This is a genomic window from Streptosporangium sp. NPDC049644, from assembly GCF_040675205.1.
GTDB classification, from domain to species: Bacteria; Actinomycetota; Actinomycetes; order Streptosporangiales; family Streptosporangiaceae; genus Streptosporangium; species Streptosporangium fukuiense.
Genome location: NZ_JBFAOJ010000001.1, coordinates 85,470 through 110,131, shown reverse-complemented (window position 1 = coordinate 110,131; position 24,662 = coordinate 85,470). Strand labels below are relative to the sequence as shown.

Annotated in this window: 23 protein-coding genes; 5 read left to right on the top strand and 18 right to left on the bottom strand. The window is 68.3% G+C overall.

What is annotated here, in order from left to right; genetic code table 11:
- Nucleotides 1–135: 135 nt before the first annotated feature.
- The gene (locus AB0J58_RS00550) at nt 136–441 is read left to right on the top strand and encodes a hypothetical protein (protein ID WP_364208238.1); all 306 of its coding nucleotides are present in this window, start codon (nt 136–138) and stop codon (nt 439–441) included.
- A 310-nt stretch (nt 442–751) separates the two neighbouring features.
- On the opposite strand, the gene AB0J58_RS00545 is transcribed toward AB0J58_RS00550, so the two are convergent.
- From AB0J58_RS00545 to AB0J58_RS00530, 4 genes are all read right to left on the bottom strand, one after another.
- Nucleotides 752–1,270 (bottom strand): type II toxin-antitoxin system mRNA interferase toxin, RelE/StbE family, encoded by a 519-nt coding sequence (locus AB0J58_RS00545; protein ID WP_364208235.1) that lies wholly within the window; start codon nt 1,268–1,270, stop codon nt 752–754.
- Between the two features lie 2 nt (nt 1,271–1,272).
- Nucleotides 1,273–1,695, bottom strand: coding sequence for a hypothetical protein (locus AB0J58_RS00540; protein WP_364208232.1), 423 nt, complete (start codon nt 1,693–1,695; stop codon nt 1,273–1,275).
- Between the two features lie 520 nt (nt 1,696–2,215).
- Entirely contained in the window at nt 2,216–2,686 is a 471-nt protein-coding gene (locus AB0J58_RS00535; protein WP_364208229.1) for a hypothetical protein, read from the bottom strand.
- A gap of 302 nt (nt 2,687–2,988) precedes the next feature.
- Nucleotides 2,989–3,156 carry a hypothetical protein gene (locus AB0J58_RS00530; protein WP_364208226.1) on the bottom strand — a complete coding sequence of 56 codons (168 nt, stop codon included), beginning with the start codon at nt 3,154–3,156 and terminating at the stop codon, nt 2,989–2,991.
- Between AB0J58_RS00530 and AB0J58_RS00525 the strand changes: the two genes are divergently transcribed.
- Complete coding sequence (locus tag AB0J58_RS00525; protein WP_364208223.1) at nt 3,155–4,675, top strand: recombinase family protein; 1,521 nt, start codon at nt 3,155–3,157, stop codon at nt 4,673–4,675. The two genes, AB0J58_RS00530 and AB0J58_RS00525, sit on opposite strands and share 2 nt — an antisense overlap.
- A 688-nt stretch (nt 4,676–5,363) precedes the next feature.
- Nucleotides 5,364–6,782 (top strand): replication initiator, encoded by a 1,419-nt coding sequence (locus AB0J58_RS00520; RefSeq protein WP_364208220.1) that lies wholly within the window; start codon nt 5,364–5,366, stop codon nt 6,780–6,782.
- Here AB0J58_RS00520 and AB0J58_RS00515 read toward each other — a convergent pair.
- A complete protein-coding gene (locus AB0J58_RS00515; RefSeq protein ID WP_364208217.1) occupies nt 6,766–8,001 on the bottom strand; it encodes a helix-turn-helix transcriptional regulator in 1,236 nt (411 codons plus the stop codon). The genes AB0J58_RS00520 and AB0J58_RS00515 overlap by 17 nt on opposite strands.
- A 256-nt stretch (nt 8,002–8,257) precedes the next feature.
- Here AB0J58_RS00515 and AB0J58_RS00510 point away from each other — a divergent pair, with 256 nt between their 5' ends.
- A complete protein-coding gene (locus AB0J58_RS00510; protein ID WP_364208214.1) occupies nt 8,258–8,719 on the top strand; it encodes an ATP-binding protein in 462 nt (153 codons plus the stop codon).
- A 498-nt stretch (nt 8,720–9,217) separates the two neighbouring features.
- Here AB0J58_RS00510 and AB0J58_RS00505 read toward each other — a convergent pair whose 3' ends face one another.
- Nucleotides 9,218–9,550 carry a hypothetical protein gene (locus AB0J58_RS00505; RefSeq protein WP_364208211.1) on the bottom strand — a complete coding sequence of 111 codons (333 nt, stop codon included), beginning with the start codon at nt 9,548–9,550 and terminating at the stop codon, nt 9,218–9,220.
- Nucleotides 9,547–10,209, bottom strand: coding sequence for a peptide-methionine (S)-S-oxide reductase MsrA (gene msrA / locus AB0J58_RS00500; RefSeq protein WP_364208208.1), 663 nt, complete (start codon nt 10,207–10,209; stop codon nt 9,547–9,549). Before msrA ends, AB0J58_RS00505 begins: the two co-directional genes overlap by 4 nt.
- A 136-nt stretch (nt 10,210–10,345) precedes the next feature.
- On the opposite strand from msrA, the gene rarD reads away from it, so the two are divergent.
- Nucleotides 10,346–11,266, top strand: a complete 921-nt coding sequence (gene rarD, locus AB0J58_RS00495; RefSeq protein ID WP_364208205.1) for an EamA family transporter RarD — start codon at nt 10,346–10,348, stop codon at nt 11,264–11,266.
- Between the two features lie 4 nt (nt 11,267–11,270).
- Here the strand turns inward: rarD and AB0J58_RS00490 are convergent, their stop codons facing one another.
- The 11 genes from AB0J58_RS00490 to nuoF form a co-directional block, all read right to left on the bottom strand.
- Nucleotides 11,271–11,672: a MarR family transcriptional regulator gene (locus AB0J58_RS00490; protein WP_343981125.1), complete on the bottom strand. Its 402-nt coding sequence runs from the start codon at nt 11,670–11,672 to the stop codon at nt 11,271–11,273.
- A 150-nt stretch (nt 11,673–11,822) separates the two neighbouring features.
- A complete protein-coding gene (locus AB0J58_RS00485; RefSeq protein WP_343981122.1) occupies nt 11,823–12,818 on the bottom strand; it encodes a polyprenyl synthetase family protein in 996 nt (331 codons plus the stop codon).
- A gap of 14 nt (nt 12,819–12,832) precedes the next feature.
- Complete coding sequence (gene nuoN / locus AB0J58_RS00480) at nt 12,833–14,332, bottom strand: NADH-quinone oxidoreductase subunit NuoN (protein WP_364208540.1); 1,500 nt, start codon at nt 14,330–14,332, stop codon at nt 12,833–12,835.
- Between the two features lie 47 nt (nt 14,333–14,379).
- Nucleotides 14,380–15,909: an NADH-quinone oxidoreductase subunit M gene (locus AB0J58_RS00475; protein ID WP_364208202.1), complete on the bottom strand. Its 1,530-nt coding sequence runs from the start codon at nt 15,907–15,909 to the stop codon at nt 14,380–14,382.
- Nucleotides 15,909–17,771: an NADH-quinone oxidoreductase subunit L gene (gene nuoL / locus AB0J58_RS00470; RefSeq protein ID WP_364208537.1), complete on the bottom strand. Its 1,863-nt coding sequence runs from the start codon at nt 17,769–17,771 to the stop codon at nt 15,909–15,911. The genes AB0J58_RS00475 and nuoL overlap by 1 nt, the downstream gene beginning before the upstream one ends.
- Nucleotides 17,772–17,837: 66 nt before the next feature.
- Nucleotides 17,838–18,134, bottom strand: a complete 297-nt coding sequence (gene nuoK, locus AB0J58_RS00465; RefSeq protein ID WP_030916671.1) for an NADH-quinone oxidoreductase subunit NuoK — start codon at nt 18,132–18,134, stop codon at nt 17,838–17,840.
- Nucleotides 18,131–18,967: an NADH-quinone oxidoreductase subunit J gene (locus AB0J58_RS00460; protein ID WP_364208199.1), complete on the bottom strand. Its 837-nt coding sequence runs from the start codon at nt 18,965–18,967 to the stop codon at nt 18,131–18,133. The genes nuoK and AB0J58_RS00460 overlap by 4 nt, the downstream gene beginning before the upstream one ends.
- Entirely contained in the window at nt 18,960–19,475 is a 516-nt protein-coding gene (gene nuoI, locus AB0J58_RS00455) for an NADH-quinone oxidoreductase subunit NuoI (RefSeq protein WP_343981107.1), read from the bottom strand. The genes AB0J58_RS00460 and nuoI overlap by 8 nt, the downstream gene beginning before the upstream one ends.
- Nucleotides 19,462–20,811 carry an NADH-quinone oxidoreductase subunit NuoH gene (nuoH, locus tag AB0J58_RS00450; RefSeq protein WP_364208196.1) on the bottom strand — a complete coding sequence of 450 codons (1,350 nt, stop codon included), beginning with the start codon at nt 20,809–20,811 and terminating at the stop codon, nt 19,462–19,464. The genes nuoI and nuoH overlap by 14 nt, the downstream gene beginning before the upstream one ends.
- Nucleotides 20,811–23,294, bottom strand: a complete 2,484-nt coding sequence (locus AB0J58_RS00445; protein WP_364208193.1) for an NADH-quinone oxidoreductase subunit G — start codon at nt 23,292–23,294, stop codon at nt 20,811–20,813. Before AB0J58_RS00445 ends, nuoH begins: the two co-directional genes overlap by 1 nt.
- Before the next feature lie 67 nt (nt 23,295–23,361).
- Entirely contained in the window at nt 23,362–24,648 is a 1,287-nt protein-coding gene (gene nuoF, locus AB0J58_RS00440; RefSeq protein WP_343981099.1) for an NADH-quinone oxidoreductase subunit NuoF, read from the bottom strand.
- Nucleotides 24,649–24,662 lie beyond the last annotated feature (14 nt).

Here is a 24,662-nt window from a genome sequence, read left to right as displayed (position 1 = left end):
GCAGTGTTAGCCATTTCCTTCATCATGAGGACAAGGCCGCCAGATTCTTGTGGCCAATCGGTAAATACCGCGCTATATCGATCTGCGTTAAATCGATATTGGTCGATCACACGCCCGTCCCCCACAAGGAGAAGCATGCAAAAAGTCACTTGGCTCCGCCGGCTCGGCCTCGTCTCAGCGGTGGTGGCGGTCGGCCTGGCCACCGCGCCCGTGGCCGCGCACGCCGACGGCTATGACACTCCCCGCAGCGCCGTTGCCGTGGGGGCGGGTAACACCTACGCGGCCGGGGCGGCGGCGGCCCAAGAACGGGCCCGGCAGGCCGTCCTCGCGGTCGGCCACGACTGCACCCCTGGGGTCTATCACCTCTTGCTGACCTATGCTTCTCCGGGGGGCGGAACATGGGTCTTCCAGGCCACCCACGAGGCGATGTGCGTCGACTGATCAAGGTTCAGCAGATCGGCCCCCGCCGGGGTCGCCCGCCATCGGGGAACCCAGCGCCCGCAGGCTCATGCAGAGCCGGCACGACAGGCGATCATGGCCAAACAGCAGGACGGCCCACGCCTAGGAGTCGAGCGCGAGCCGTACACCGAGATCTGCCGAAACCACTCCTCGGTCGGAACCAGGCTCGCCTGGCAGGCGGGCCACTCGGACGGGTCACCCAGCTTGACGTTGGTGCCGCCGAGCCCGCAGTAACCCAGCACCGGATAGCTCTCGCCGGGCACAGTTCCAACCCGTGAACGGCGACTACGGGCTAACGCAGCCCCGAGCGGAACTCCGCCCAGAGATCAACGGCTTCCTCCAGGCCGAGTGCCGCCACATCCTCGCGGGCCATGCCGACTGCGTAGATCAACCGATTGGCGAGCCAGTCAGGAACCGGCTCCCGTGCAGGCGCCTCGCCGATGTGAATGTGATCGGTCAGAGTTCCGAGGCGATCGATGACCTCGCCGAGGCGGACGACATCGGGACGCGAACCGCCGGCCGCCCGGACTCGCGCCTTGGCCTCGGCGTAGACCTCCGCGTCGGCCCTCTCGCCGACTGCCCAGATCTCACAGATCTCGACCGCCTTGTCATCGGTGATCCGGTAGACGACCCGCCAGGTGTTCCGGCCGACGACAAGCTTGCGGAATCCGGTGAGCTCCCCACCTAGCGGGTAACCGGCCTCGGGATTCTCCAGCAGCAGAAGGATCTTTTTCAGGACCTTGGGCACCGCGTCCGGACCGATTCTGCGGAGATCGTCAACGGCCGGATCGGTGAATACGACGTCGGACACCGCTACTCGTCGTCATCTGGAAGCGCGGCCAGCGACTCGCGGGTATGCCCGAAGGCGGAGAGGACATCGTCGATCGACGTCCGCCGACCGCTGTCGGTCGCCGCCCGCACGAGAACCAGCGCCAGATCCCGCAGATCGGCCGCGGCCTCTTCCAACTCGTTGAGACGTCGTATGCTCACGACCGCCGCGACCGGCTGATGCCGACGGGTCACCACCAGATCCGCCCCCTGCTCCGCATCGGCCACCAGACGGGCCACCCCTCGTTGCGCGGCCTCGGTGACCGTGAGCTCGGTCGCATCATGGAGAACAGTCATGCAAAAACTATATAGGAAACTATACAGATCAACAATCGCCAAGCCACGCTCCAGGCCGTCGTAGCGAAACGGCCCCGCGCCTGCACGATCGGTGAAGCCCGTGGGCAGCACGCGAAGAGCTACTCCTCAGTGGGGAGCAGGCCGGTCTGGCAGGCACCCCACTCGGACGGGTCACCTAGCTTGACGTTGGTGCCGCCGATCCTGCAGTAGCCACCAGGGGTCGGAAGGCTGCCGCGGTCCGGACAAGGGATCACCTGATCGGCTCCCCGCCTCCGGCTTCAGCCGTCGGTGTCCTTCGGATGACGGGGGGAGGCGTAAACGATCCAGACAGTGCGAGTGGCGTCATCGATGACATAGCGGACGCGTCCGCCACTGGTGACCTCGAACTCCCACTGCTCCAGGTCCCTGCCGTTGTGACGATGAGTCGCGAGGTCGCCGCGTAGGCGATGTTGACGCTCGTGATCCGCCCGTGAGCGCGGGTCAGCGCGCAGCGCCTCGAAACATCGGCGTGTGTTGCCCAGGGCGTGACGGCACAGTTCCTCCCCCCCTCTGACCGCGTCGCCGGCACCGAACCGGATGTCCCATTCGTCATCCGGAGGCGGGACCGTGACTCGGTCACCGCGCTTCGGGCTCACGCTGAAACCTCTACCGGCCCATAGTCGCCGCTTGTGGCCTTGCGAGCCTGGGTGTAACGGACAGGGTCGGCCTTGATCCGAGCGGTCGCCCGCCAGCCCGCGATGACTTCCTGTGTGGTGACATCGACATCGAGTTCCGCGGCGTCAGAGAGCGCCTCCACCAGTTCGAGGGTGAAGGCGCGCAGTTCGTCGGAGGTGAGGTGGCGTACCCAGGGGAAGACCTCGGGCATGGCGATGACCAGCGTGCGGGCGGTCGGATCGTGCTTGATGAGCGCGAGGAACAGGCGGGATGCCGTAGCCAGCGTCTGCTCGCGCTGATCCTCACGATCAGCGGCGGTCAGATAGAAGTCCGGGGCGTCGCGGTGAGTGACGCGTACTCGTCCGAGGCGCACGGCGCGTTCGGCGACGGCTCTGGGGTTTCTCGACAGGTCCGAGAAGGTGACGGCGTCGGCGTTGCTGCTGCTCACCCTGCCATCGTAAGTCAGAATACGTTCTGAAGTTGGTGAACCGGGGAAGGGGCGTCACGCGATCGCCTGTCAGTAAGCAGGCCGAACCGAGCCGCCAAACGACTCTCAGCGCGAAGAACAGCCACGAATCGTGTAGCAGCCCTTGGAAGGTCGCTCTGAATCAGTTCCCAGCTCGATGAAGGAGCAACGGCGGAGCCTCACAGACGAACACGGCTCACAACCAGGAGATCAGAGGCGAGCCACACAAGCGGGTACGGCTCACCCCCAGAAACCGGGCGCGAGCCGTACCGGTGGAGCCGGCGCTACTCCTCGGTCGGGACCAGGCCCGTCTGGCAGGCGCCCCACCCCGACGGGTCACCCAGCTTGACGTTGGTGCCGCCGATGCCGCAGTAGCCGCCGGGGTTCTTGTAGAGGTACTGCTGGCGGTAGACCTGTCGCTCAGGCGATAATTCCTGGCGGAGGTCCCCCATGACACAGGTCGGTCCGACTGTTCCCGTCGTCTCCTACGCTCGCATCTCGGCGGACATCAGGAGGGACGAACACGGAGTTCAGGACCAGCACAAGCTCAACCGCGAGACGGCTGAACGGCACGGCTGGACCGTCGTCCACGAGTTCACCGACAACGACAAGTCAGCGGCCAAGGCCGACGTGGTCCGCGACGACTTCGAGGCGATGCTCAAGGCCCTGCGTACGGGTGAGCTTCCCGGCGGTACGGCGGTGCAAGGTGTCGTGGTCGTTGCAGAGGATCGGCTCGCCCGTCGTCCCGGCGACTACGAGCGGTTCGTCGAGGCGATCACCTATCGAGACGGCCGCGTGTTCGCCGATGCTCGCGGGGCGAAGGACCTCTACAGCGAGGACGTCGAGAGCATGGGTCTCTTCGGCGCGGTCGTCTCGAAGATGGAAGTCCGGAAGATGCAGCGCCGGATGCGACGCTCCCATCGGACGCGAGCGGAGCTGGGGGTACCCGTCGGCGGGACGCGCCCCTTCGGCTGGCTGCCCGACCGCCTGACGCTCGATCCTCGGGAAGCCCCCCTCGTACGGCAGGCCATCATGGACCTGATCGCCGGGCGCTCGCTCCACTCCATCGCCACCCAGTGGCAGAAGGACGGCGTCAAGACCTCCCTCGGCAATCTCTGGACGCCGTCCTCCCTCAAGATCACGGTTACCAACCCCAGGGTCTGCGGCTGGCGCCAGATCAACGGGGAGCTGGTCAGGGACACGGATGGAAACCCTGTCGTCGGACAGTGGGAGCCGATCGTCTCCCCCGAGCAGTGGATGGCGGTCAAGAACCTGTTCGACGCCCGTAAGGGCCACTACATCCATCGAGACGGACGGATCGGCCACATCCTGGCGCGCGACTTCCGAGAGCCCAACTACTTGCTCACCGGCTTCCTCCGCTGCGGGAGGACCAAGCCCGACGGCTCACGATGCAATGCCTCCCTGCGAGTCACCCACAACAAGGACTGCGTCCAGCACATCTACATCTGCCCCACCAAGACGGTCGGCGGTTGCGGCAGCCTCGGCAGGCGAGGTGACATGGTCGATCTCTACATCTCAGAGGCGGTCCTCGCCAAGCTCGAAGAGGTTCAGATCGCCGCTTCCGCCGATCCCGCCGAGTGGACAGGACAGCTGGAGTACGAGGACGCGAAATCCCGGCTCGAAGAACTGCGAAACCAGTGGACAGCTGGAAACATCAGCAACGAACTGTTCTTCTCCATGGCCCCTGACTTGGAAAAGCGCATTGGTCGACTGCGTGCGGAGGCACAGAAGTTCATGGCTTCCGTAGAACGCCGTCTAACCCGATCCAGCACGGACGTGACCGAGATCCGGCGACGCTGGTACCTCCCCGAGGAGGAGGGCGGCCTACCGCTGTCCATCAAGCGGTCGTACATCCGTGAGGCCCTGCACGCCGTGATCATCTACCCGAGCGGCAAAGGACGCAGGGCCTTCAACCCTGACCTTCTGGAACCGATATGGCGTGAGGACTGAGCGCGGGACGTCCTGGACGTCTTCGGCCTCTTCCGAGGGCTGTCGGCCTTACCGAAAGGCGACAGCCCTCTTTCTTCTGCCGTCGATTTCCCGGTGACGGACGGACGTCTACGGACGCTGACGGACACCCACGGACGCCAACGGACGTCTACACACAACGCTCACGAAGGAACTCGAAGCTGGTCGAACTCGTCTACCCCGATGTAGAACTGATCGCGTAAGAAGCCACCGACCTCCCCACGGCACGACACAGCGAACATCTCGGCGAATCACCTCAGGCGCATATTTCATCCGGGCACAACACATCTCATGATCACCGATGATCGTCGGAGGGCCCCGGCCCGGCGGTAGGTGTCCACACAGAGCGCGCCATTCACTTCCTCGCCGCACTCCATTTCTGATCTCTCGCTGCTGCGCACCACGCGCCGACGGCTGTCTTCGGGCTGCCCCGGCGGCGGTGTGCGACGTCCTGTCCGTCAGGCGCGGCGGTGGCTCCACCCACGAGGTGAGGAGTCCACCTGAACCCTGAACCCCTGTCTGCCCGGGAGTGGGGCAGACGACAAGCCGCACGGTCCCCCCGCTGGCCCGACGAGAAGTGGCGACGCGTCGCCACCGTGTTCGGCGTCAGCGTCGCCGAGACGCAGGACGCCGGTTCCCGGCCCGATGAGGTGCGCGGGAGGGACGCCGCGTGAGCCAAACGCCCTCCCTTGCCCCTGACATGCTGGCCGCGCTGCACCGTGCGGCCATGCCCGACTTCGCCCGGTGGCAGCGCATGGTCTACGCCACGGGCGGCTGTGCCCAACCCGTCCGGCTCCACGGCGAACGGCTGACCGTGGACGTCCGGACGGGGGAGGTCCTGGACGTCTACCGGACCGCCGACGAACCCACAGGCTTCCTGCTCACCGCCTGCGGCAACCGGCGCGCCTCCCGGTGTCCGGCCTGCTCGGAGACCTACCGGGACGACACCTATCACCTGATCATCTCCGGCCTGCGGGGCGGCAAGGGCGTTCCCGAGGACGTCAGCGGCCATCCCCGCATGTTCGCCACCTTCACCGCCCCATCCTTCGGCGCGGTCCATGCTCACCGCTCGGGCAAAGATGGCAAGGCACTGCCATGTCGTCCCCGGCGCGATTTCCCGATATGCCAGCACGGGCGGCCTGAGAGCTGCGGGATACGCCACGGACAAGATGACTCCCGGATCGGGCAACCGCTCTGCCTGAGCTGCTACGACTACCGGGGCGCGGTGCTGTGGAACGCCCACGCTGGGGAGCTGTGGCGGCGCTTCACCCAGACGCTTCCGTCCGTCCTCGCCCGGCTGCTCGGCGTCCGCCGGGCCACGCTGCGCCGTACGCTGCGCCTGTCATATGCCAAGGTCGCCGAGTACCAGGCGCGCGGCCTGGTCCACTTCCACGCCGTGATCCGTCTCGACGGACCCGAGGGGCCGGCTGACCGCCCGCCGGACTGGGCGACCGTCGCACTCCTGGATCAGGCGATCCGGGAAGCGGCCGGACAGGTCGTCGTCCCGGCGTCGGACGGCCCGTCCCCGGTCCTGCTGCGGTGGGGCGATCAGCTCGACGTCCGGCCGGTCTACGTCTCCACCGAGTTGGACGGGGTCAGTGATCAGCGGGTGGCGGCCTACGTCGCCAAGTACGCGACCAAGGGGGCGGAGTCTGCGGGGACGGTGGACCGACCGATCCGCCGGGCCGAAGACATCGCCGGACTGGCCGTGACCGAGCACGCCCGGCGCATGATCCTCACCTGCTTCGCCCTGGGCCGCCTGCCGGAGTACCGGGACCTTCCCCTGCGGCAGTGGGCGCACATGCTCGGCTACCGGGGCCACTTCTCGACCAAGAGCCGCCACTACTCCATCACCCTGGGCGACCTACGGCAGGCACGCGCCGACTACCGGGCCGAACAAGCCCGCTCGATCCTCGGCCTTCCCGCCCCGGACGGGCAGGAGACGGTCACCCTGTCCCAGTGGCGCTACGCCGGAAACGGCCTGCGGCACGGGGAAGCCCTGTGGGCCGAACTCGCCCGGCAACGCATCGCCACCGCCCGCCGGATCGCCCGTGAACGCGATCCGGAGATTCCTACTGAGGGCCGATGAGTTCTCGATACGCCTCGCGTAGCTCTACGGCCCCGGGTACGCGGTGCGCTTCGACGGCGCTGATCACCTCGCGCGCCCTCCAATAGCTGGACGGCACGAGGGAGCCGCTCGTCACGGCGGTGAGAGTGACCTGTCCGGCCTCGTCGGGCTTATCGGCTGCGATAAGAGCCAGGGCCAGATCCAGGCGCGCGGATACCGCCCGTCTCGGGCGGGGCGGTCCACCGGCGGCCGTCTCCAGGCGGCCGAGCACCTGCCGGGCGTATGACTCGGCGGCCGGGTCTCCAAGCCATGACAGGGTGGTCGCGACGTAGGCGTCCCGCTTGGTGGGGTCGTAGCGGTAATGGTGCTCGGGGCTGTCGGGCATCGGCAGGGGGGAGACGAGCCGGTCGACCCGGGAGAGCGCATCCCGGGTCTCCGGCCCGGCGCCGAGACGCGCCCATACCCGGCCCTCCTGCGCGGTCGCCTGAATGTAGGCGGAGCTTCCGCGCGGTGCGAGGGCCTGCGCGCCCTGGGACAGCGTCAAAGCACGGCGATAGTCGCCGGTGGTAACCGCTTGCCATGCCTCCGTCTCCAGGCACCACGCTGCGATCTCGGGATACTGGGCGTGCTCTGCCAACTGGGAGGCCGTCTGAAGCCACGTCGTGGCGGCCCGGAACTGGCGAAGGTCGATATGGCAGGTGGAGGCGAGCAATGACAGCCAGCCTCCGGCCGTGAGCAGGCGACGATGCTCGTTGATCGTCTTCTTCGCGTCGAAAAGATGTGAGACGTAGGACAGGTGCTCGCGTACCCGGTTCAGCAGTTCGGCCGGTGGCGTCCCCGGATAGGCCATCGCGAGATCATCGACGGCTGATTCCAGCCGGTCGAGCGTCTCGCCTCCCACGTCGCTGGCGGCGACGCGACGGGCCAGTTCCAAGGCGTCGATCTCGTCCCCACCGAGGTAGGTGCTGCCGGGAAGCGCGCTGTCGGGGTCGTCGCCGAACAGCTCGGACTCGTCCATGCCGAACACCCGGCAGTAGAGCACCCGGTAGGGATCTTTGGGCTGATGCCTGCCCGCTTCCCAGTCCTTGATCATGCGGATCAGAGATTCACGCTCGGGGAACCGGGCTCGGGTGCGGCCGTCAGCGGCGTCGGCGAGTTGCTTCGCCATCTCTCGCTGCGTCCACAGCTTGCCCCGTCGCTCGGCGCGTAGCCGTACGGCCCAGGCTGGAACGTCGTCCATCGCATGCACCTCGGGGGACTCGGAGGGTCCGCCTGTCCCCCCCAGTCTCCCCTACTCACACTGCCGACGGGAGGGGACTCGGGGATGTCATGGGAGGACTGCAAAAAGCGGGACCCGCAGGCGCGGACACGCCGTACGGGTCCCTTGACCGCACGCTGGAGGTGCGATCCATGGAGCACTCTAAAGCCATGTCGCCAGAGGAGGCGACACCGGCTGACCAGGCGCAACCGGCCCCCCTTCGTAAGGCGACAGCGCGGTGAGCCGGGAGGCCGTCTACGAGGCGTTCGAAGCGATGCTCAAGCGCTGGAACGGGCTCCGGTTCCTCGACCATCGGGACTTCTACGGGGTGCCGCAGTCGGCGTCGGACGCACGTCACTGGGTTCGGAAGGTGCTGGACGCGCACGTCACGGCGTCGGCGGAGGTCTTGGAGACGGTGGAGCTGCTGGTGAGCGAGGTCGTCACCAACTCGATTCTTCACAGCGACTCGGGACACCCTGACGAGATCATTACGGTCGGCGTCGGCCTGGGTGACGGCCTGGTCCATGTCGAGGTGATCGACAAGGGTTCGGCGGTCAACGTCCCCGCGATGCGGCCCGCCGACAGTGACAGCCTCGGCGGGCGGGGCCTGGCGTGGGTGGACTTCCTGTCCAGCGCATGGGGCACCGACTACGACCCCGAGATAGGCCGCGCGGTCTGGGTGCAACTCACCTACCGCTGACCTCCCAAAGCCGGTGCGGCGGTACGGCCTTCCCCCGTAGTCGTGCCGCCGCACCCGACCGGCGATGACCGTGACCACCTGGACCCGTGTCATTCGATGGCAACCCGACCCGGAGCGCAGTGCCGCCAGGCACGAGCACCGGAAGCGGGGCGGCAGCCTTGCCCTTTCCCCGCGAATCTCGTGTACCTGCTCAATGTGCAGAGCGGAGACGGCCGGCGCAATGCCGAAGGCACCCCGAAGGGGCCGCGGAGCGGTTGGGCCGGCGGTCGCAGCGGCGGCAGCGCGTACCAGGGGCGGCGGGTGCGGTTGGGTACGGCGGGCGCTCGGTACGGCGGGCGGCGGGGTCTGCCCGCTCCCGCCGGGCGGGCGCGGGCCGGGACCGGCCCCCAAGGCCGCATGCCCGGTCCCGATGTCCGCGCGGCGGGAGCGGGCACGCCCCGCCGTGCGGCGGCGCGAAGCGCTGCCGCCTTGACCCTGTAATGAAAGTTGTCGCCGCTGTCACTCTTCGTGACGGGCGTCCTGGGCCGCATCGCTTATGATCAGGTCGGCGATCCGGAGCAGGCGCGCCACGTAGGTCCGGTCCTCGCGTCGGCGTAGACGCGGAAGGAGCGCCCGCAGATCACGAGCGCACTTCCCTACGATTCGGACTTGGTCAACCGGTAACACGCCGCGCCGACTCCCGACGTAGCTGGTCAAGCATCCTGCCATGTAGAGATCGAGCAGCATGACAGGCTGTCCATTGATCTCGAAATCACGGAGATCGTCCGGACAGAACTGTCCTGTGTGCTCGGCCCACAGGACCGAAACCTCGTCGAAGACCGCCTTGTTCACTCGCCAGCGGGCGCGATGCCCACGGGGCAGGAGACGCCCGTCCCCCCAATCCCGCAGTAGCCGTTTTTGTTGCGCCAAAGGTACTGCTGGTGGTACGGCTCGGCGTAGAAGTAGTCGCCGGCGGTGGCGATCTCGGTGGTGATGGCACCGTAGCCGGAGTCGGTGAGGACCTTCTGGTAGGCGTCACGCGAGGCCAGGGCGGCCTTCTCCTGCTCGGGCGAGTGGAAGTGGATCGCCGAGCGGTACTGCGTGCCGACATCGTTGCCCTGCCGCATGCCCTGGGTGGGGTTGTGCGACTCCCAGAAGACGCGCAGCAGTTCCTCGTAGGACACCCGGGCCGGGTCGAAGACGACGCGGACGAGCTCGGTGTGACCGGTCTGGCCGGTGCAGACCTCCTCGTAGGTCGGGTTCGGGGTGTAGCCGCCCCCGTAGCCGACCGAGGTGGAGACCACACCCGGGGTCTGCCAGAAAATGCGCTCGGCCCCCCAGAAGCAACCGAGGCCGAAGTCCGCGATCTCACTCCCCTCGGGGTACGGCGGGGCCAGCGGGGCGTCGAGAACCTCATGACGCCCTGGCACCGCCATCCCGGTGGCGCGGCCCGGGAGCGCGTTCTCCGGGGACACCATGGAAGTCTTGTCCTTGCCGAACAGCCAGCCCATTGCGAACCTCCTCCTGACACGTTCTCACCAGGAAGCAACCGAGGGCGACTCCCCCGTGTTCCCGAAAGAGTTTCTTAACTGATCGAAAAGTACAGCTAAATTGTGTTAAATCCAGTAAGGAGCAAAGATAGGGGTCATGCCTGAAACGCGCCGCGGAGTTCTCTACGGCATCGCCGCCTACGCCATGTGGGGCCTGTTCCCGCTCTACTGGCCGCTCCTGAAGCCCTCCGGCGCCCTGGAGATCCTCGCCCACCGCATCGCCTGGTCCCTGGTCGCCGTCGTCGCCATCCTGGCGGTACGGCGCCACTGGTCCTGGTTCCGCGAGCTCCTGCGCACCCCGAGAAAGATCGGCCTTCTCGTCCTGGCCGCGGTGCTCGTCACGCTCAACTGGGGCGTCTACATCTACGCCGTCAACACCGGGCACGTGGTCGAGAGCTCGTTCGGCTACTTCATCACCCCCCTGATCAGCGTGCTCTTCGGCGTCCTGCTGCTGAAGGAGCGGCTGCGGCCGTGGCAGTGGGCCGCGGTGGGGCTGGGGGCGGTGGCCGTGGTCATCCTGGCCATCGACTACGGGCGGCCGCCATGGATCGCGCTGGCGCTGGCCGCCAGTTTCGGCACCTACGGGCTGGTCAAGAAGACCGCCGGGGTGGGCGCGGCGGAGAGCATGACGGTCGAGACACTGGTGCTGCTGCTGCCCGCGCTGGGCTACCTGACCTACCTGGGGCAGCAGGGGACGAGCACGTTCGGCAACTGGGGCACGGGCCACACGCTCCTGCTGGCCGGAGCGGGTGTGGTCACCGCCGTCCCGATGCTCTGCTTCACCGCCGCCGCGATCAGGGTGCCGCTCACCACGATCGGCCTGCTGCAGTACATCGCCCCGATCCTGCAGTTCCTGTGCGGGGTGTTCATCGTGCACGAGGTCATGCCGCCCAGCCGCTGGGTGGGGTTCGTCATCATCTGGCTGGCGCTGTCGGTCTTCACCTGGGACAGCCTCAGGACGGCCACCCAGGCCCGTCGTGCGGTGTCCGAGCGGGTAGCCGTACAGAACGCCTCATAAAGCCTCAGGAGCCGCGTACGGCGAGGACCAGAGGGGTGAAGAGCGGGTCGACGCCCGCCTGCTCCAGCGCGGAGGCCAGGGAGCGCTCGTAGGTGGGCGTGGCATCGGCCAGGCGGACGCGCCCCTCTTCGGTGATCACCGAGTAGACGCCGCGACGGTCGTCCGAGCAGAGGTCGCGCCGGGTCATCCCGGCCTCTTCGAGGCGGGCGACGAGGCGGGTCACCGAGCTCTGGTTGAGCCCCACCGCCTCGGCCAGCTCCTGCATACGCATGCAGCCGCCGGAGACGGCGGCGAGCTGGATCAGTGCGCGGTACTCCGACAGCCCAAGGCCGTGACCGCGCTGGAGTGCCTTGGTCAACTCCGCCTCCACGCGTGCGTGCAAGAGGGCGAAATGGTCCCACGACATGGTGATTCCTCCTGGAGTGTGCTGTCCGGCAGGAGTCTACATGCACATACATTATTTGCTTTGCCCTGCAAATAACATCGTGGAAGAAACACGAAAAACCCGGCTCGGCGCTGTCGCCGAGCCGGGCTGGGTCCGATCCTGGACCGGCGGTCAGCCGGAGCGCTCGACGACGTAGTCGCAGAGGGCCAGGTAGGCGGCGCGGGCCGGGATGTCGGGAAGGCCCGCGAGGTCCTCGCGGGCACGGTCGGCCCAGTCGAGCAGCTCGGCGCGGGCATGTCCCATGGCGGGGTCGGCGCGGAGCAGACGCAGGGCCTCCTCGATGTCCTCCTCGGCCACCGGACCGGCCAGCAACTCGCGCAGCCGGGCGCTCTCGGGGTTGTCCGACGCCAGGACGTAGAGCACGGGCAAGGTCCGGATGCCCTCGCGCAGGTCGGTGCCCGGCGTCTTGCCCGACTCGGCCGTCTCCGAGGCGACGTCCAGCAGGTCGTCGCCGAGCTGCCAGGCGACCCCGATCGCCTCGCAGGCCCGGGTCAGCCGCTCGACCACCTCGGGTGTGGCGCCGCTGAGCATGGCGCCGAACCGGCCGGAGGTGGCGATCAGCGAACCGGTCTTGTCGGCCAGCACCCCGATGTAGTGGGCCACCGGGTCCTCGCCGGAGCGGGGGCCGATGGTCTCGCGGATCTGGCCGCGGACCAGCCGGGAGAACGTCTGCGCCTGGATCCTGATGACGTCGGAGCCGAGGTCGGCGAGGATCTCCGAGGCCTGGGCGAACAGGTAGTCGCCGGTCAGGATGGCCACGGTGTTGTCCCAGCGGGCGTTGGCCGACGGAGAGCCCCGGCGGACCGGGGCCTCGTCCATCACGTCGTCGTGGTAGAGCGTCGCCAGGTGGGTCAGCTCGATCACCACGGCCCCGGGCACCACTCCCGCCGCCGCGGGTGAGCCGAACTGGGCGGCGAGCAGGACCAGCATGGCCCGGAACCTCTTGCCGCCCGCCTCGATGAGGTGCTTGGACGCCTCCGTGACGAAGGCGTCCTCACTCTCCACCGAGGAACGGAGCAGTTTCTCGACCTCGGCCAGGCCGGTAGCGAGGTCCTGCGCCAACCGTTCGTCGACGAACGGAAGATCAACAACCGGTGGCGCAGCCATGAACCGTTACTCCTCTAGCGAATGAACAGCGCGGACGCAGCCTGATCCGCGAGATCGAGCACCGGCTGCGGGAAAACCCCCAGCACTACCGTAGCCGCTGCCGCGAGGGCGACCACAGCCGAGGTGCCCACCGTGGGCGTCGCGATGGACGGCCCGTCGACGGCGGGCTCGTTGAAGAACATCAGCACGATCACCCGGACGTAGAAGAACGCGGCGATCGCCGAGCTGACCACACCCACGATGACCAGCGGCAGAGCGTCGCCGGCGACCGCGGCCGAGAAAACGGCGTACTTGCCGAAGAAGCCGCTCGTGAGCGGGATGCCGGCGAAGGCCAGCAGGAAGAAAGCGAAAATACCCGCGAGAGCGGGGGAACGCTTGCCCAGACCTGCCCAGCGGGACAGATGCCCGGCCTCGCCTCCCGCGTCGCGGACCATGGTGACGACCGCGAAGGCGCCGACCGTGGTGAAGCCGTACGCGGCCAGGTAGAACAGGATGGCCGACAGGGCCTGCTTGTTCTGCTCGGCGGCGCCGATCGCGACGACGCCGGTGAGCAGGAAGCCCGCGTGCGCGATCGAGGAGTAGGCGAGCATCCGCTTGATCTCGGTCTGGGTGATGGCCAGGATCGCACCGACGATCATCGTCAGGATCGCGATGCCCCACATGACCGGCTTCCAGTCCCACTCCAGGCCGCCCAGGGCGACCCAGAAGACCCTCAGCACCGCGCCGAAGGCCGCCACGAGCACCGTGGAGGCCATCAGCGCGGTGACCGCGGTGGGCGCGCCCTGGTAGACGTCGGGCTTCCACGCCTGGAACGGCGCGGCTCCGACCTTGAAGAGCAGACCGACGCCGAGCAGCGCGAAGCCGAGCAGCAGCAGCGTCTCCTGGCCGCCCGCCTCGGTGAGCGCGGCACTGATGGCCTTCAGGTCCACCGATCCGGCGTAGCCGTAGACCAGGGCCGTGCCGTACAGGAAGAAGGCCGAGGAGAACGCGCCGAGCAGGAAGTACTTGACCGAGGCCTCCTGCGAGAGCAGGCGGCGGTGGCGGGCCAGGCCACAGAGCAGGTACAGCGGCAGGGACATGACTTCAAGGCCGACGAACATGGCCAGCAGGTCGTTGGCGGAGGCGAAGAGCAGCATGCCGCCGACCGAGAACAGCAGCAGCGGGTAGACCTCGGTCTGGGCGTATCCGCTGAGGATCGCCTCCTCCTCGTCCGGGCTGCCCGGTACCGCCGCCGCCTGCGCGACGAACTGGTCCTCGTCGTTGATCAGAAGCGTGCTGACCAGCGCCAGGACGAGGATGATGCCCCAGATGAACAGGGCGGGCCCGTCCACCGCGACCGCGCCCATGGCCGCCGGGGCGTCCGGCAGGCCGTTGATGCCGGACAGGACGGTCATGACGAACCCGCCGAGCAGGGCGAGCAGCGTGAGCGGCATCTGGATCGACTTGCGCAGGTAGCGGGGCGCGAACGCCTCGACCAGCACCCCGATGACCGCCGCGCCGAACACCAGCAGCATCGGCGAGAGTAGCGCGTACTCGATTGTCGGGGCTTGGATGGTGCCGTTCACTGGCCGGCCCCCTTCTTCTCTGCCACGGCGGGCGTGAACGGTTCGATGTGGACGCTGGAGATCGTCTTGTCGACCGCGGGATTGATCACGTCAAGCACCGGCTTGGGGAAGAAGCCCATGGCGATGATCACCGCGATCAGCGGGCCCATCACCCAGATCTCACGCCAGTTGAGGTCGGGCATGACGTGGGCCGACTCCTTCGAGGGGCCGGTCATCGTGCGCTGGTACATCCACAGGATGTAGACGGCCGCCAGGACGACGCCGCTCGTCGCGATGATCGCCGCGACCGGGTAGCGCTCGAAGGTGCCGATCAGGACCATGAACTCGCTGACGAAGGTGGACAGTCCCGGCAGGGAGAGCCCGGACAGGCCGGCGATCAGGAAGGTGCCGGCCAGCAGCGGGGCGACCTTCTGCACGCCTCCGTAGTCGGCGATCTGGCTGGAACCCCGGCGGTAGATCAGGAAGCCGGCGACCAGGAAGAGCGCGCCGGTCGAGAAGCCGTGGTTGACCATGTAGAGGGTGGCGCCCGCGCCCGCGTCCCTGGTCATCGCGAAGACGCCCAGCGCGATGAAGCCGAAGTGCGAGATCGAGGTGTAGGCGATCAGGCGCTTCATGTCGGTCTGGCCGATGGCCACGATCGCGCCGTAGACGATGCCCACCACCGCCAGCACGATCACCAGCGGGGTGAAGAACTTCGACGCGTCCGGGAAGAGCTCCAGGCAGAAGCGGAGCATGCCGTACGTGCCGACCTTGTCCAGCACGCCCACCAGCAGCACCGCGGCGCCGGCCGGGGCCTGCGCGGCGGCGTCGGGCAGCCAGGTGTGGAACGGCCAGAGCGGCGCCTTGACCGCGAACGCGATGAAGAAGCCCGCGAAGAGCCACTTCTGCGTGGTCGGGTCCTGGATGACGCCGATCAGCTCGGGGAACATGAAGGTGCCCTTGTCGGCGATCACGTAGAGCGCGATCACCGCGACCAGCATGAGCAGGCCGCCGAAGAGCGAGTAGAGCAGGAACTTCACGGCCGCGTAGGACCGCTGGGCCCCGCCGTACGACCCGATCATGAAGTACATCGGGATGAGCATGGCTTCGAAGAAGACGTAGAAGAGGAAGACGTCGGTCGCCGCGAAGACGCCGATCATCATCGCTTCCAGCACCAGCAGCAGCGCGAAGTAGGTCTTCACCGAGCGCTTGGGCGGGGCCGCGGCCCCGGTCCCGTCGGCGTCGTGCCAGGAGGCGAGGATCACGATCGGCACGAGCACCGCCGACAGCGCGATCAGCACCAGGGCGATGCCGTCCACGCCGACGCCGTAGTGGACGCCGAAACTCGGGATCCACTCATATTTCTCGGCGAACTGGAAGCGCGCCTCGGAGGCCGGTTCGAACAGGTACGCGAGGGCACCGGTGAGCGCCAGCACGACCAGTGAGACCGCCAGCGCCAGCTGCTTCGCGAGCTTGTCACTCTTGACAAGGGAGACACCCACCGCGCCCAGGACGGGCACGGCAATCAGGGTCGAGAGCCAGGGCATCACATGTTCCCTACGTAGAGCAGCGCGCCAACGACCACGGCGGCACCGAAGAGGATGGACAACGCGTAGGACCGCACGTAGCCGGTCTGGACGCGGCGCAGCCGCCCGGAGGTTCCGCCGATCCCCGCCGCCAGGCCGTTGACCAGGCCGTCGATGCCGCGGTTGTCGAAGAACACCGCGAACCGGGCCAGCCACTGGCCGGGGCGCATGAACAGCGCCTCGTTCAGCGCGTCGCCGTACAGGTCACGGCGGGCGAAGGTGGTGAGGAACGAGCCGCGCGGGGCGACCCGGGGCACCTCGGCGGCACCGTAGCGGAACCAGGCGTAGACGACGCCGACGGCGACCAGCGCGAGCGTGGTCAGGCCGGGGACGCTGAAGGGGTGGAATCCGGGCAGGTGCTCGGGCAGGCCGACAGCCGGGGCGAGGAACCTCATGAGCCGGTTGTCCAGGATCAGGAAGGCGCCCAGGAAGACCGAACCGATCGACAGCAGGATCAGCGGCACGGTCATCACGGAGGGCGACTCGTGCGGGTGCGCGTCGTCGGCCCAGCGCCGCTTGCCGAAGAAGGTCATGAAGACCATCCGCGACATGTAGAAACCGGTGATGCCGGCGCCGACGACCGCGAGCCAGCCGAGGATCTGGTTGTGCTCCATGGCCGTCTCGATGATGCCGTCCTTGGTGAAGTAACCGGACAGCAGCGGGAACCCGATGATCGCGAGGTAGCCGATCATGAAGGTGGCCGCGGTGACCTTCATCACCGAGAACAGGCCGCCGTACTTGCGCATGTCGACCTCGTCGTTCATGGCGTGCATGACCGAGCCCGCGCCGAGGAACATGTTGGCCTTGAAGAAGCCGTGCGCGATCAGGTGCGCGATGGCGAAGGCGTAACCCACCGGGCCGAGGCCCGCACCGAGCATCATGTAGCCGATCTGCGACATGGTCGAGCCGGCCAGGCCCTTCTTGATGTCGTCCTTGGCGCAACCGATGATCGCACCGGCGAGCAGGGTGGCCACACCGACGATCGTCACGACGAGCTGCGCGGTCGGGGCGGCCTCGAAGAACGCGCCGGAGCGGACGACCAGGTAGACGCCCGCGGTGACCATGGTCGCGGCGTGGATGAGTGCCGAGACCGGGGTCGGGCCCTCCATCGCGTCCAGCAGCCACGACTGCAGCGGCAGCTGGGCCGACTTGCCACAGGCGCCGAGGAGCAGCAGCAGGCCGACCGCGGTGATCGTGCCCTGGGAGGCGGCGCCGGAGGAGATCGCCCCACTGACGGCGCCCCCGGTGAGCTCGTTGAAGGCGACCGAGCCGAACGTCGTCCAGATCGTGAAGATCGCGATCAGCAGGCCGAAGTCGCCGACCCGGTTGACGATGAACGCCTTCTTGGCCGCGGCCGCCGCCGTGGGCTTGAACTGCCAGAAGCCGATCAGCAGGTACGAGGCGAGGCCCACACCCTCCCAGCCGACGAACAGCACGACGTAGTTGTCGGCCAGCACCAGCAGCAGCATCGCGGCGACGAACAGGTTCAGGTACGCGAAGAACCTGCGCCGGCCCGGGTCGTGCGACATGTAGCCGATCGAGTAGATGTGGATCAGCGATCCCACACCGGTGATCAGCAGGGCGAAGCTGATCGACAGCGGGTCGATCAGCAGCCCCATGTCGGCGAGGCCGGGGATGAACTCGTAGAGCCTGACCCCCTGGCGGCGCTGGGCCTCGGGCAGACCGAGCAGCTGGACGAAGGCGGCGACCGCCACCGCGAACGCGCCCAGGGACATCACGACACCGAGGAGGTGACCCCAGCGGTCGGCGCGGCGCCCGAACAGCAGCAGGATCGCGGCACCGAGCAGCGGGAGCGCGACCATGAGCCAGGAGACTCCGATCACACCCCCGGAATGCTGGATGATCTCAGCGGGTTCCACGGCCACCTCTTAGTACTTCAGCAGGTTCGCGTCGTCCACCGACGCGGACCTGCGGGTTCGGAAGATCATCACGATGATGGCGAGGCCGATGACGACCTCGGCCGCGGCCACCACCATCACGAAGAACGCGATGATCTGGCCGTCCAGGTTGCCCTGCTGCCTGGCGAAGGTGACGAACGCGAGGTTGCAGGCGTTGAGCATGAGCTCCACGCACATGAACACCACGATCGCGTTGCGCCGTACCAGCACGCCGATGGCGCCGATCGCGAACAGCAGCGCGGAGAGCACCAGGTAGTGAGTGGTCACTTGCCGTCCTCCTGCCGGGGCGCCGCGTCCTCCGCCTGGACGGGCTCGTCGCCTGAGTCGGAATCGCGGTCCTGTGCCGCGTCCCTCTCCAGGACCTGCTTGATGAGCGCCGCCTTCACCGGGTCGGTCGGCGCGAAACCGCCCTCCATCTCGTGCCTGGCGAGCACCCGGTTGATGGACTTGTCGGCGACCGTGCCGTCGGGCAGCAGGGCCGGCATGTCGATCGCGTTGTGCAGCGCGTAGGTGCCGGGTCCCGGCAGCGGCGAGGGCTGCGGGCCGCCGAACCGGGCGCGGGCCAGGTCCCGCTGGGTGGCCTTGGGCCGGATGCGCTCGCGGTGCGCCAGCACCATCGCGCCGAGCGCGGCGGTGATCAGCAGCGCCGAGGTGACCTCGAAGGCGAAGACGTACCGCGTGAAGATCAGCTGTGCCAGGGAGGGCACGTTGCCGCCCGCGGCCTTGGTGGCTTCGGTGAGGCCGGTGGGCGCGGCGAAGGTGGCGTTGCCGACCCCCAGGGCGAGCAGGAAGGCGAAGCCCAGGCCCGCGATCGCCGCCCAGACGCGCTGCCCCTTGATCGTCTCGACCAGCGAGTCGGCGGAGTCGACGCCGACCAGCATCAGGACGAACAGGAAGAGCATCATGACCGCGCCGGTGTAGACGATGATCTGCACCGCGGCGAGGAAGGGGGCGTCCTGTACCGCGTAGAGCACGGCCAGGGAGAGCATGACGACGCCCAGCATCAGAGCCGAGTAGACGGCCTTGCGGCTGAAGACGAGCCCGAGGGCGGCCGACACCGAGACGACCGCCAGGATCCAGAACGTGATGGTCTCACCCATTGTTGCGTCCCAGCCGGTAGTAGTCCTCTTCGGTCTCGCCGAGACGCATGGGGTGCGGCGGGACCTCCATGCCGGGGCCGAGCGGCGCGAGCAGCATTTCCTTGGTGTAGATCAGGCTCTCACGGCTGCTGTCGGCGAGCTCGTACTCGTTGGTCATCGTCAGCGCCCGTGTCGGGCAGGCTTCGATGCACAGGCCGCACAGGATGCACCGCAGATAGTTGATCTGGTAGGTGCGCCCGTAGCGCTCACCGGGTGAGAACCGCGCCTCGTCGGTGTTGTCGGCCCCCTCGACGAAGATCGCGTCGGCCGGGCAGGCCCAGGCGCACAGCTCACAGCCGACGCACTTCTCCAGGCCGTCGGGCCAGCGGTTGAGCTGGTGCCGGCCGTGGAAGCGCGGCGCCGTGGGCCGCTTCTCCTCGGGGTAGTTGACCGTCTCGACCTTCTTGAACATCGTGTGGAAGGTCACGCCGAATCCCTTGATGGGATTCAGCCAATCAGTTGCTCCCACTGGGAACCTCCTTGCGCTCTACCCCGTGGTAGTGCGGCAGGTCGAGCGGCGGCACAGGGAAGCCACCCGCGGTCGGCTCGGCTTGGAGTTGCTCGAACTCGGCCTCGACCAGTGCGGCCTTGGCCTCCTTGCGCTTCTGCAGCACGCTGTCGAAGCGCCACCAGATCCCGAGGCAGCCGATCATCACGACCGCGGCCAGGATGAGCACGAGCGACCGGTTGACGTTGTCGATCTGCAGGGCCCTGACGGTGGCCACGAGCAGGATCCAGGCCAGGTTGATCGGGATGAGGATCTTCCAGCCGAGGGCCATGAGCTGGTCGTACCTGACGCGCGGCAGCGAGGCGCGGCACCAGACGAAGAAGGCGAAGACCAGCACCATCTTGGCGAAGAACCAGAGCAGCGGCCACCAGCCGGTGTTCGCGCCGTCCCACATGGAGATCGGCCACGGGGCACGCCAGCCGCCCATGAACAGGGTGATGGACACCGCGGAGACCACGAAGACGTTGACGTACTCGGCGAGCATGATGACCGCGAACTTCAGCGAGTTGGAGTACTCGGTCTGGAAGCCGCCGACCAGCTCGCCCTCGCCCTCGGGCAGGTCGAAGGGGACCCGGTTGGTCTCGCCCAGCATCGTGACGATGTAGATCAGGAAGGACGGGATCAGCAGGATCATGTACCAGGACGGCATCGGGATCTCCAGGCCGCCCAGCGTGAACACCCCGCCGCCGGCCTGCGCCGCGACGATCTCCGAGGTGGAGAGCGTCCCCGCGAACAGGAACACACCCACGAACGACAGGCCCATCGCGATCTCGTACGAGACCACCTGGGCGCTGGCCCGCAGGCCGCCGAGGATCGAGTACGGGGAGCGCGAGCCCCAGCCCGCCAGCACGATGCCGTACACGCCGATCGAGGCCATCGCCAGCACCAGCAGCACCGCGACCGGGAGGTCGGTGAGCTGCAGCGGCGTCTGGACGCCGAACATCGAGACCATCGGGCCCATCGGGATGACGGAGAAGGCCAGGAAGGCCGGTACCGCCAGGACGACGGGGGCGATGAAGTAGATCACCTTGTCGACGGTCCGGGGCATCAGGTCTTCCTTGAGCCCCATCTTCAGCCCGTCGGCCACCGACTGGAGCAGCCCGAACTTGCCCGCCCGGTTGGGGCCGTACCGGTTCTGCATGCGGGAGATGAGCTTGCGCTCGAACCACACACCGAACAGCACGCCCAGCATCAGGACGATGAAGATGACGACGGCCTTGATGATGCTGATCCAGAGCGGGTCCTTGCCGAAGTCGGCAAGGGTCGGATCGACCGCTAGAAGAGTCCGGGCATTCATTACCGCTCCTCGTTGGCTTCGCCGGCGGTGCTTACCTCGCCGGCCGTGGTGCTCTCGGCGCCGTCCACCGCGCCGACCCTGACCACATCACCGGCGACGGCGTGCAGGTCACGGGTGACCGAGCGACCTTCGGAGTTGGCCGGCAGCCACACCACCCGGTCGGGCAGGTCGGCGATCCGCACCGGCAGGCTCAACGAACCGTGGCCGGTGCCGACGACCACCTCGCCGCCGTCGACCAGGCCGCATTCGGCGGCGGTGGCCTCGGACACCAGTGCCACCCCGGGGCGGGCGGTACCCGCCAGGTACGGCTCACCCGCCTGCAGGCGACCGTCGTCGAGCAGCAGGTGCCAGCTGGCCAGGACCGCCTCCCCGGCCCGCGGCCTGGCGGCGAGCGAGCCGCTCACCCGGGGGGCCGCGGCCCTGGGGCCGCGCCACGCGCCGATCGAGCCGATCTCGCGGCGGGCGGCGGCGGGGTCGGGCAGGCCGAGGTGCACGTCCATGGCGTCGGCGATCGCGGAGACGACCCGCAGGTCACTCATGACCCCCGGAACCCCGAGCGCCTCCTCGAAGGAGCGTCCGCGCCCCTCCCAGTCGACGAAGGTGCCCGACTTCTCGGCCACCGCGGCGACGGGGAGCACCACGTCGGCGCGGTCGGTGACCGCGCTGGCACGCTGCTCCAGGCTCACGATGAACGGGGTGTTCTCCAGGGCCACCAGGGCCGCCTGCGGCGCGGCCAGGTCGTAGGGGTCGACACCCGCGACGACGAGGGCGTCGAGTTGTCCGTCGAGCGCCGCCGCCAGCATGGCGGTGGTGTCGCGGCCCTCGCCCTCGGGCAGCGAGGTGACGTCCCAGGCCCTGGCCACCTCGGCGCGGGCGGTCTCGTCGGTGACCGGGCGGCCGACGGGCAGCAGGTTCGGCAGCGCCCCGGCCTCGACGGCCCCGCGCTCACCGGCGCGGCGCGGGATCCAGGCCAGGCGGGCGCCGCTCGCGTCGGCGAGCCGCAGCAGCGCCGACAGCGCACCGGGCACGGTGGCGAGGCGCTCACCGGCCAGGATGATCGCTCCCGGCTGCCTGATCGCCTCGGCGGCCGTCACGTCGACGGCGGCCAGGTCGTCCAGGACGTCGGTCTCGGTGCCCGGCACCGCCGGGATCAGGGTGCCGCCCATCTTGGCCAGCCCGGGACCGGCGAACGGCGCGACGGAGAAGACCTTCAGCCCCTTCTTGCGCCATGCCTTGCGCAGGCGCAGGAAGACGATCGGCGACTCCTCGTCGGGCTCGAAGCCCGCCAGCAGCACCGCCGGAGCCTTCTCCAGGTCGGCGTAGCGGACCTCGATGCCCTTGCCGGCGACGGCGTGCGCCAGGAAGCGCGCCTCCTCCTCGGAGTGCGGCCTGGCGCGGAAGTCGATGTCGTTCGTGCCGAGCGCGATCCGGGCGAACTTCGAGTAGGCGTACGCCTCCTCGACGGTGACGCGACCGCCGACGAGCACACCCGCGCGCCCGCGCGCCGCGGACAGGCCCTTGGCGGCGGCGGCGAGCGCCTCCGGCCAGGAGGCCGGCACCAGGCGACCCTCCTCGTCACGGACCAGGGGGGTCTTCAGCCGGTCGGGCTGGGTCGCGTAGGTGAAGGCCCAGCGACCCTTGTCGCAGTTCCACTCCTCGTTGACCTCGGGGTCGTCCCCGGCCAGGCGGCGGGTGATCCTGCCGCGCCGGTGGTCGGCGCGCAGCGAGCAGCCGCTGGCGCAGTGCTCACAGGCGCTGGGCGTGGAGACCAGGTCGAACGGGCGGGCCTGGAAGCGGTAGGCGGCACCGGTCAGCGCGCCCACCGGGCAGATCTGCACCGTGTTGCCGGAGAAGTAGGACTCGAACGGGCGGCCGTCCGCGGCTCCGACCTGCTCCTTGGCCCCGCGCTCGAAGAAGTCGATGAGCGGGTCGCCGGCGATCTCGTCGGAGAAGCGGATGCAGCGCGCGCACTGGACGCAGCGCTCGCGGTCGAGCAGCACCTCCGAGGAGAGCGCGACCGGCTTCTCGAAGGTCCGCTTCTTCTCCACGAAGCGGCTCTCGCCCTGGCCGTTGGACATGGCCTGGTTCTGCAGCGGGCACTCGCCGCCCTTGTCGCAGACCGGGCAGTCCAGCGGGTGGTTCAGGAGCAGCAGCTCCATGACGCCGCGCTGCGCCTTCTCCGCGACCGGCGAGGTGAGCTGGGTCTGGACGACCATGCCCTCGGCGACCTCGATCGCGCAGGAGGGCTGCGGCTTGGGGAACCCCCGGCCGTTGCCCGCGTCGGGAATGTCCACCAGGCACTGGCGGCAGTTGGCGGCCGGGTCCAGCAGCGGGTGGTCGCAGAACCGGGGGATCTGGATGCCGAGCAGCTCGGCCGCCCGGATGATCAGCGTGCCCTTCGGGACACTCACCTGGAAGCCGTCGATGGTGACGGTGACCAGGTTCACCGGCGCCTGCGCCGGGGTGGTGGCTTCGACGGTCATGGCGTCTCCTCCGTCGGCCTGGCGGCCGAGACGGTGCTGTGCTTGCCGGTGGCCTGCCCGCGCGCGCTCACTTCGCCCCCCACACCGTGGACGGGGCGTGATCGAACGGGCAGCCGCCGATCTCGAAGTGCTTGAGGTATTCGTCGCGGAAGTGCTTCACCGACGAGTGGATGGGGCTGGTGGCACCGTCACCCAGGGCGCAGAAGGAGCGGCCCAGGATGTTGTCGGCGATGTCGGTGATCGTGGTCAGGTCCTCTTCGGTGCCCTGGCCCTTCTCCAGCCGCTTGAGCACCTGCTTGAGCCAGTAGGTGCCCTCCCGGCAGGGAGTGCACTTGCCGCAGGACTCGTGCGCGTAGAACTCGGTCCAGCGGAGCACGGCGCGCACCACGCAGGTGGTCTCGTCGAAGATCTGCAGGGCCCGGGTGCCGAGCATCGAGCCCTTGGCGCCCACGGACTCGAAGTCCAGCGGGACGTCCAGGTGCTCGTCCGTGAAGATCGGGGTGCTCGACCCGCCCGGGGTCCAGAACTTGAGCCGGTGGCCCTCCCTGATGCCGCCGGACATCTCCAGCAGCTCGCGCAGCGTGATGCCGAGCGGGGCCTCGTACTGGCCGGGCCGGGTCACGTGGCCGCTCAGCGAGAAGATGCCGAAGCCCTTGGACTTCTCGGTGCCCATCCCGGCGAACCACTCGGCGCCGTTGGCGATGATCGAGGGAACACTCGCGACCGACTCGACGTTGTTGACCACGGTGGGCGAGGCGTAGAGACCCGCCACGGCGGGGAAGGGGGGCTTGAGCCGAGGTTGGCCGCGATGACCCTCCAGCGAGTCGAGCAGCGCCGTCTCCTCGCCACAGATGTAGGCGCCCGCCCCGCTGTGCACGACGAGCTCCAGGTCGAAGCCGGTGCCGAACAGGTCGGTGCCGAGGTAGCCCTTGGCGTACGCCTCGGCCACCGCCGCCTGCAGGCGGCGGATGACGTGCAGCACCTCGCCGCGCACGTAGATGAAGGCGTGGTTGGCCCGGATCGCGTACGCGGTGATGATGACGCCCTCGACCAGCGCGTGCGGGTTGGCCATCATCGTCGGGATGTCCTTGCACGTGCCGGGCTCGGACTCGTCGGCGTTGACCACCAGGTAGTGCGGCTTGCCGTCCCCCTGGGGGATGAAGCCCCACTTCATGCCGGTGGGGAAGCCCGCGCCGCCTCGGCCGCGCAGCCCGGAGTCCTTGACGACCTGGATGACCGCGTCGGGGTCCATGCCCAGCGCCTTCTTGGCCGCCGAGTAGTCGCCGTAGCCCTCCAGCGTGAAGGAGTTCGGCTGGTCCCAGTTCGCGGTGAGAACCGGGGTGAGAGTGGTCACTTCGTCTCCTCGCC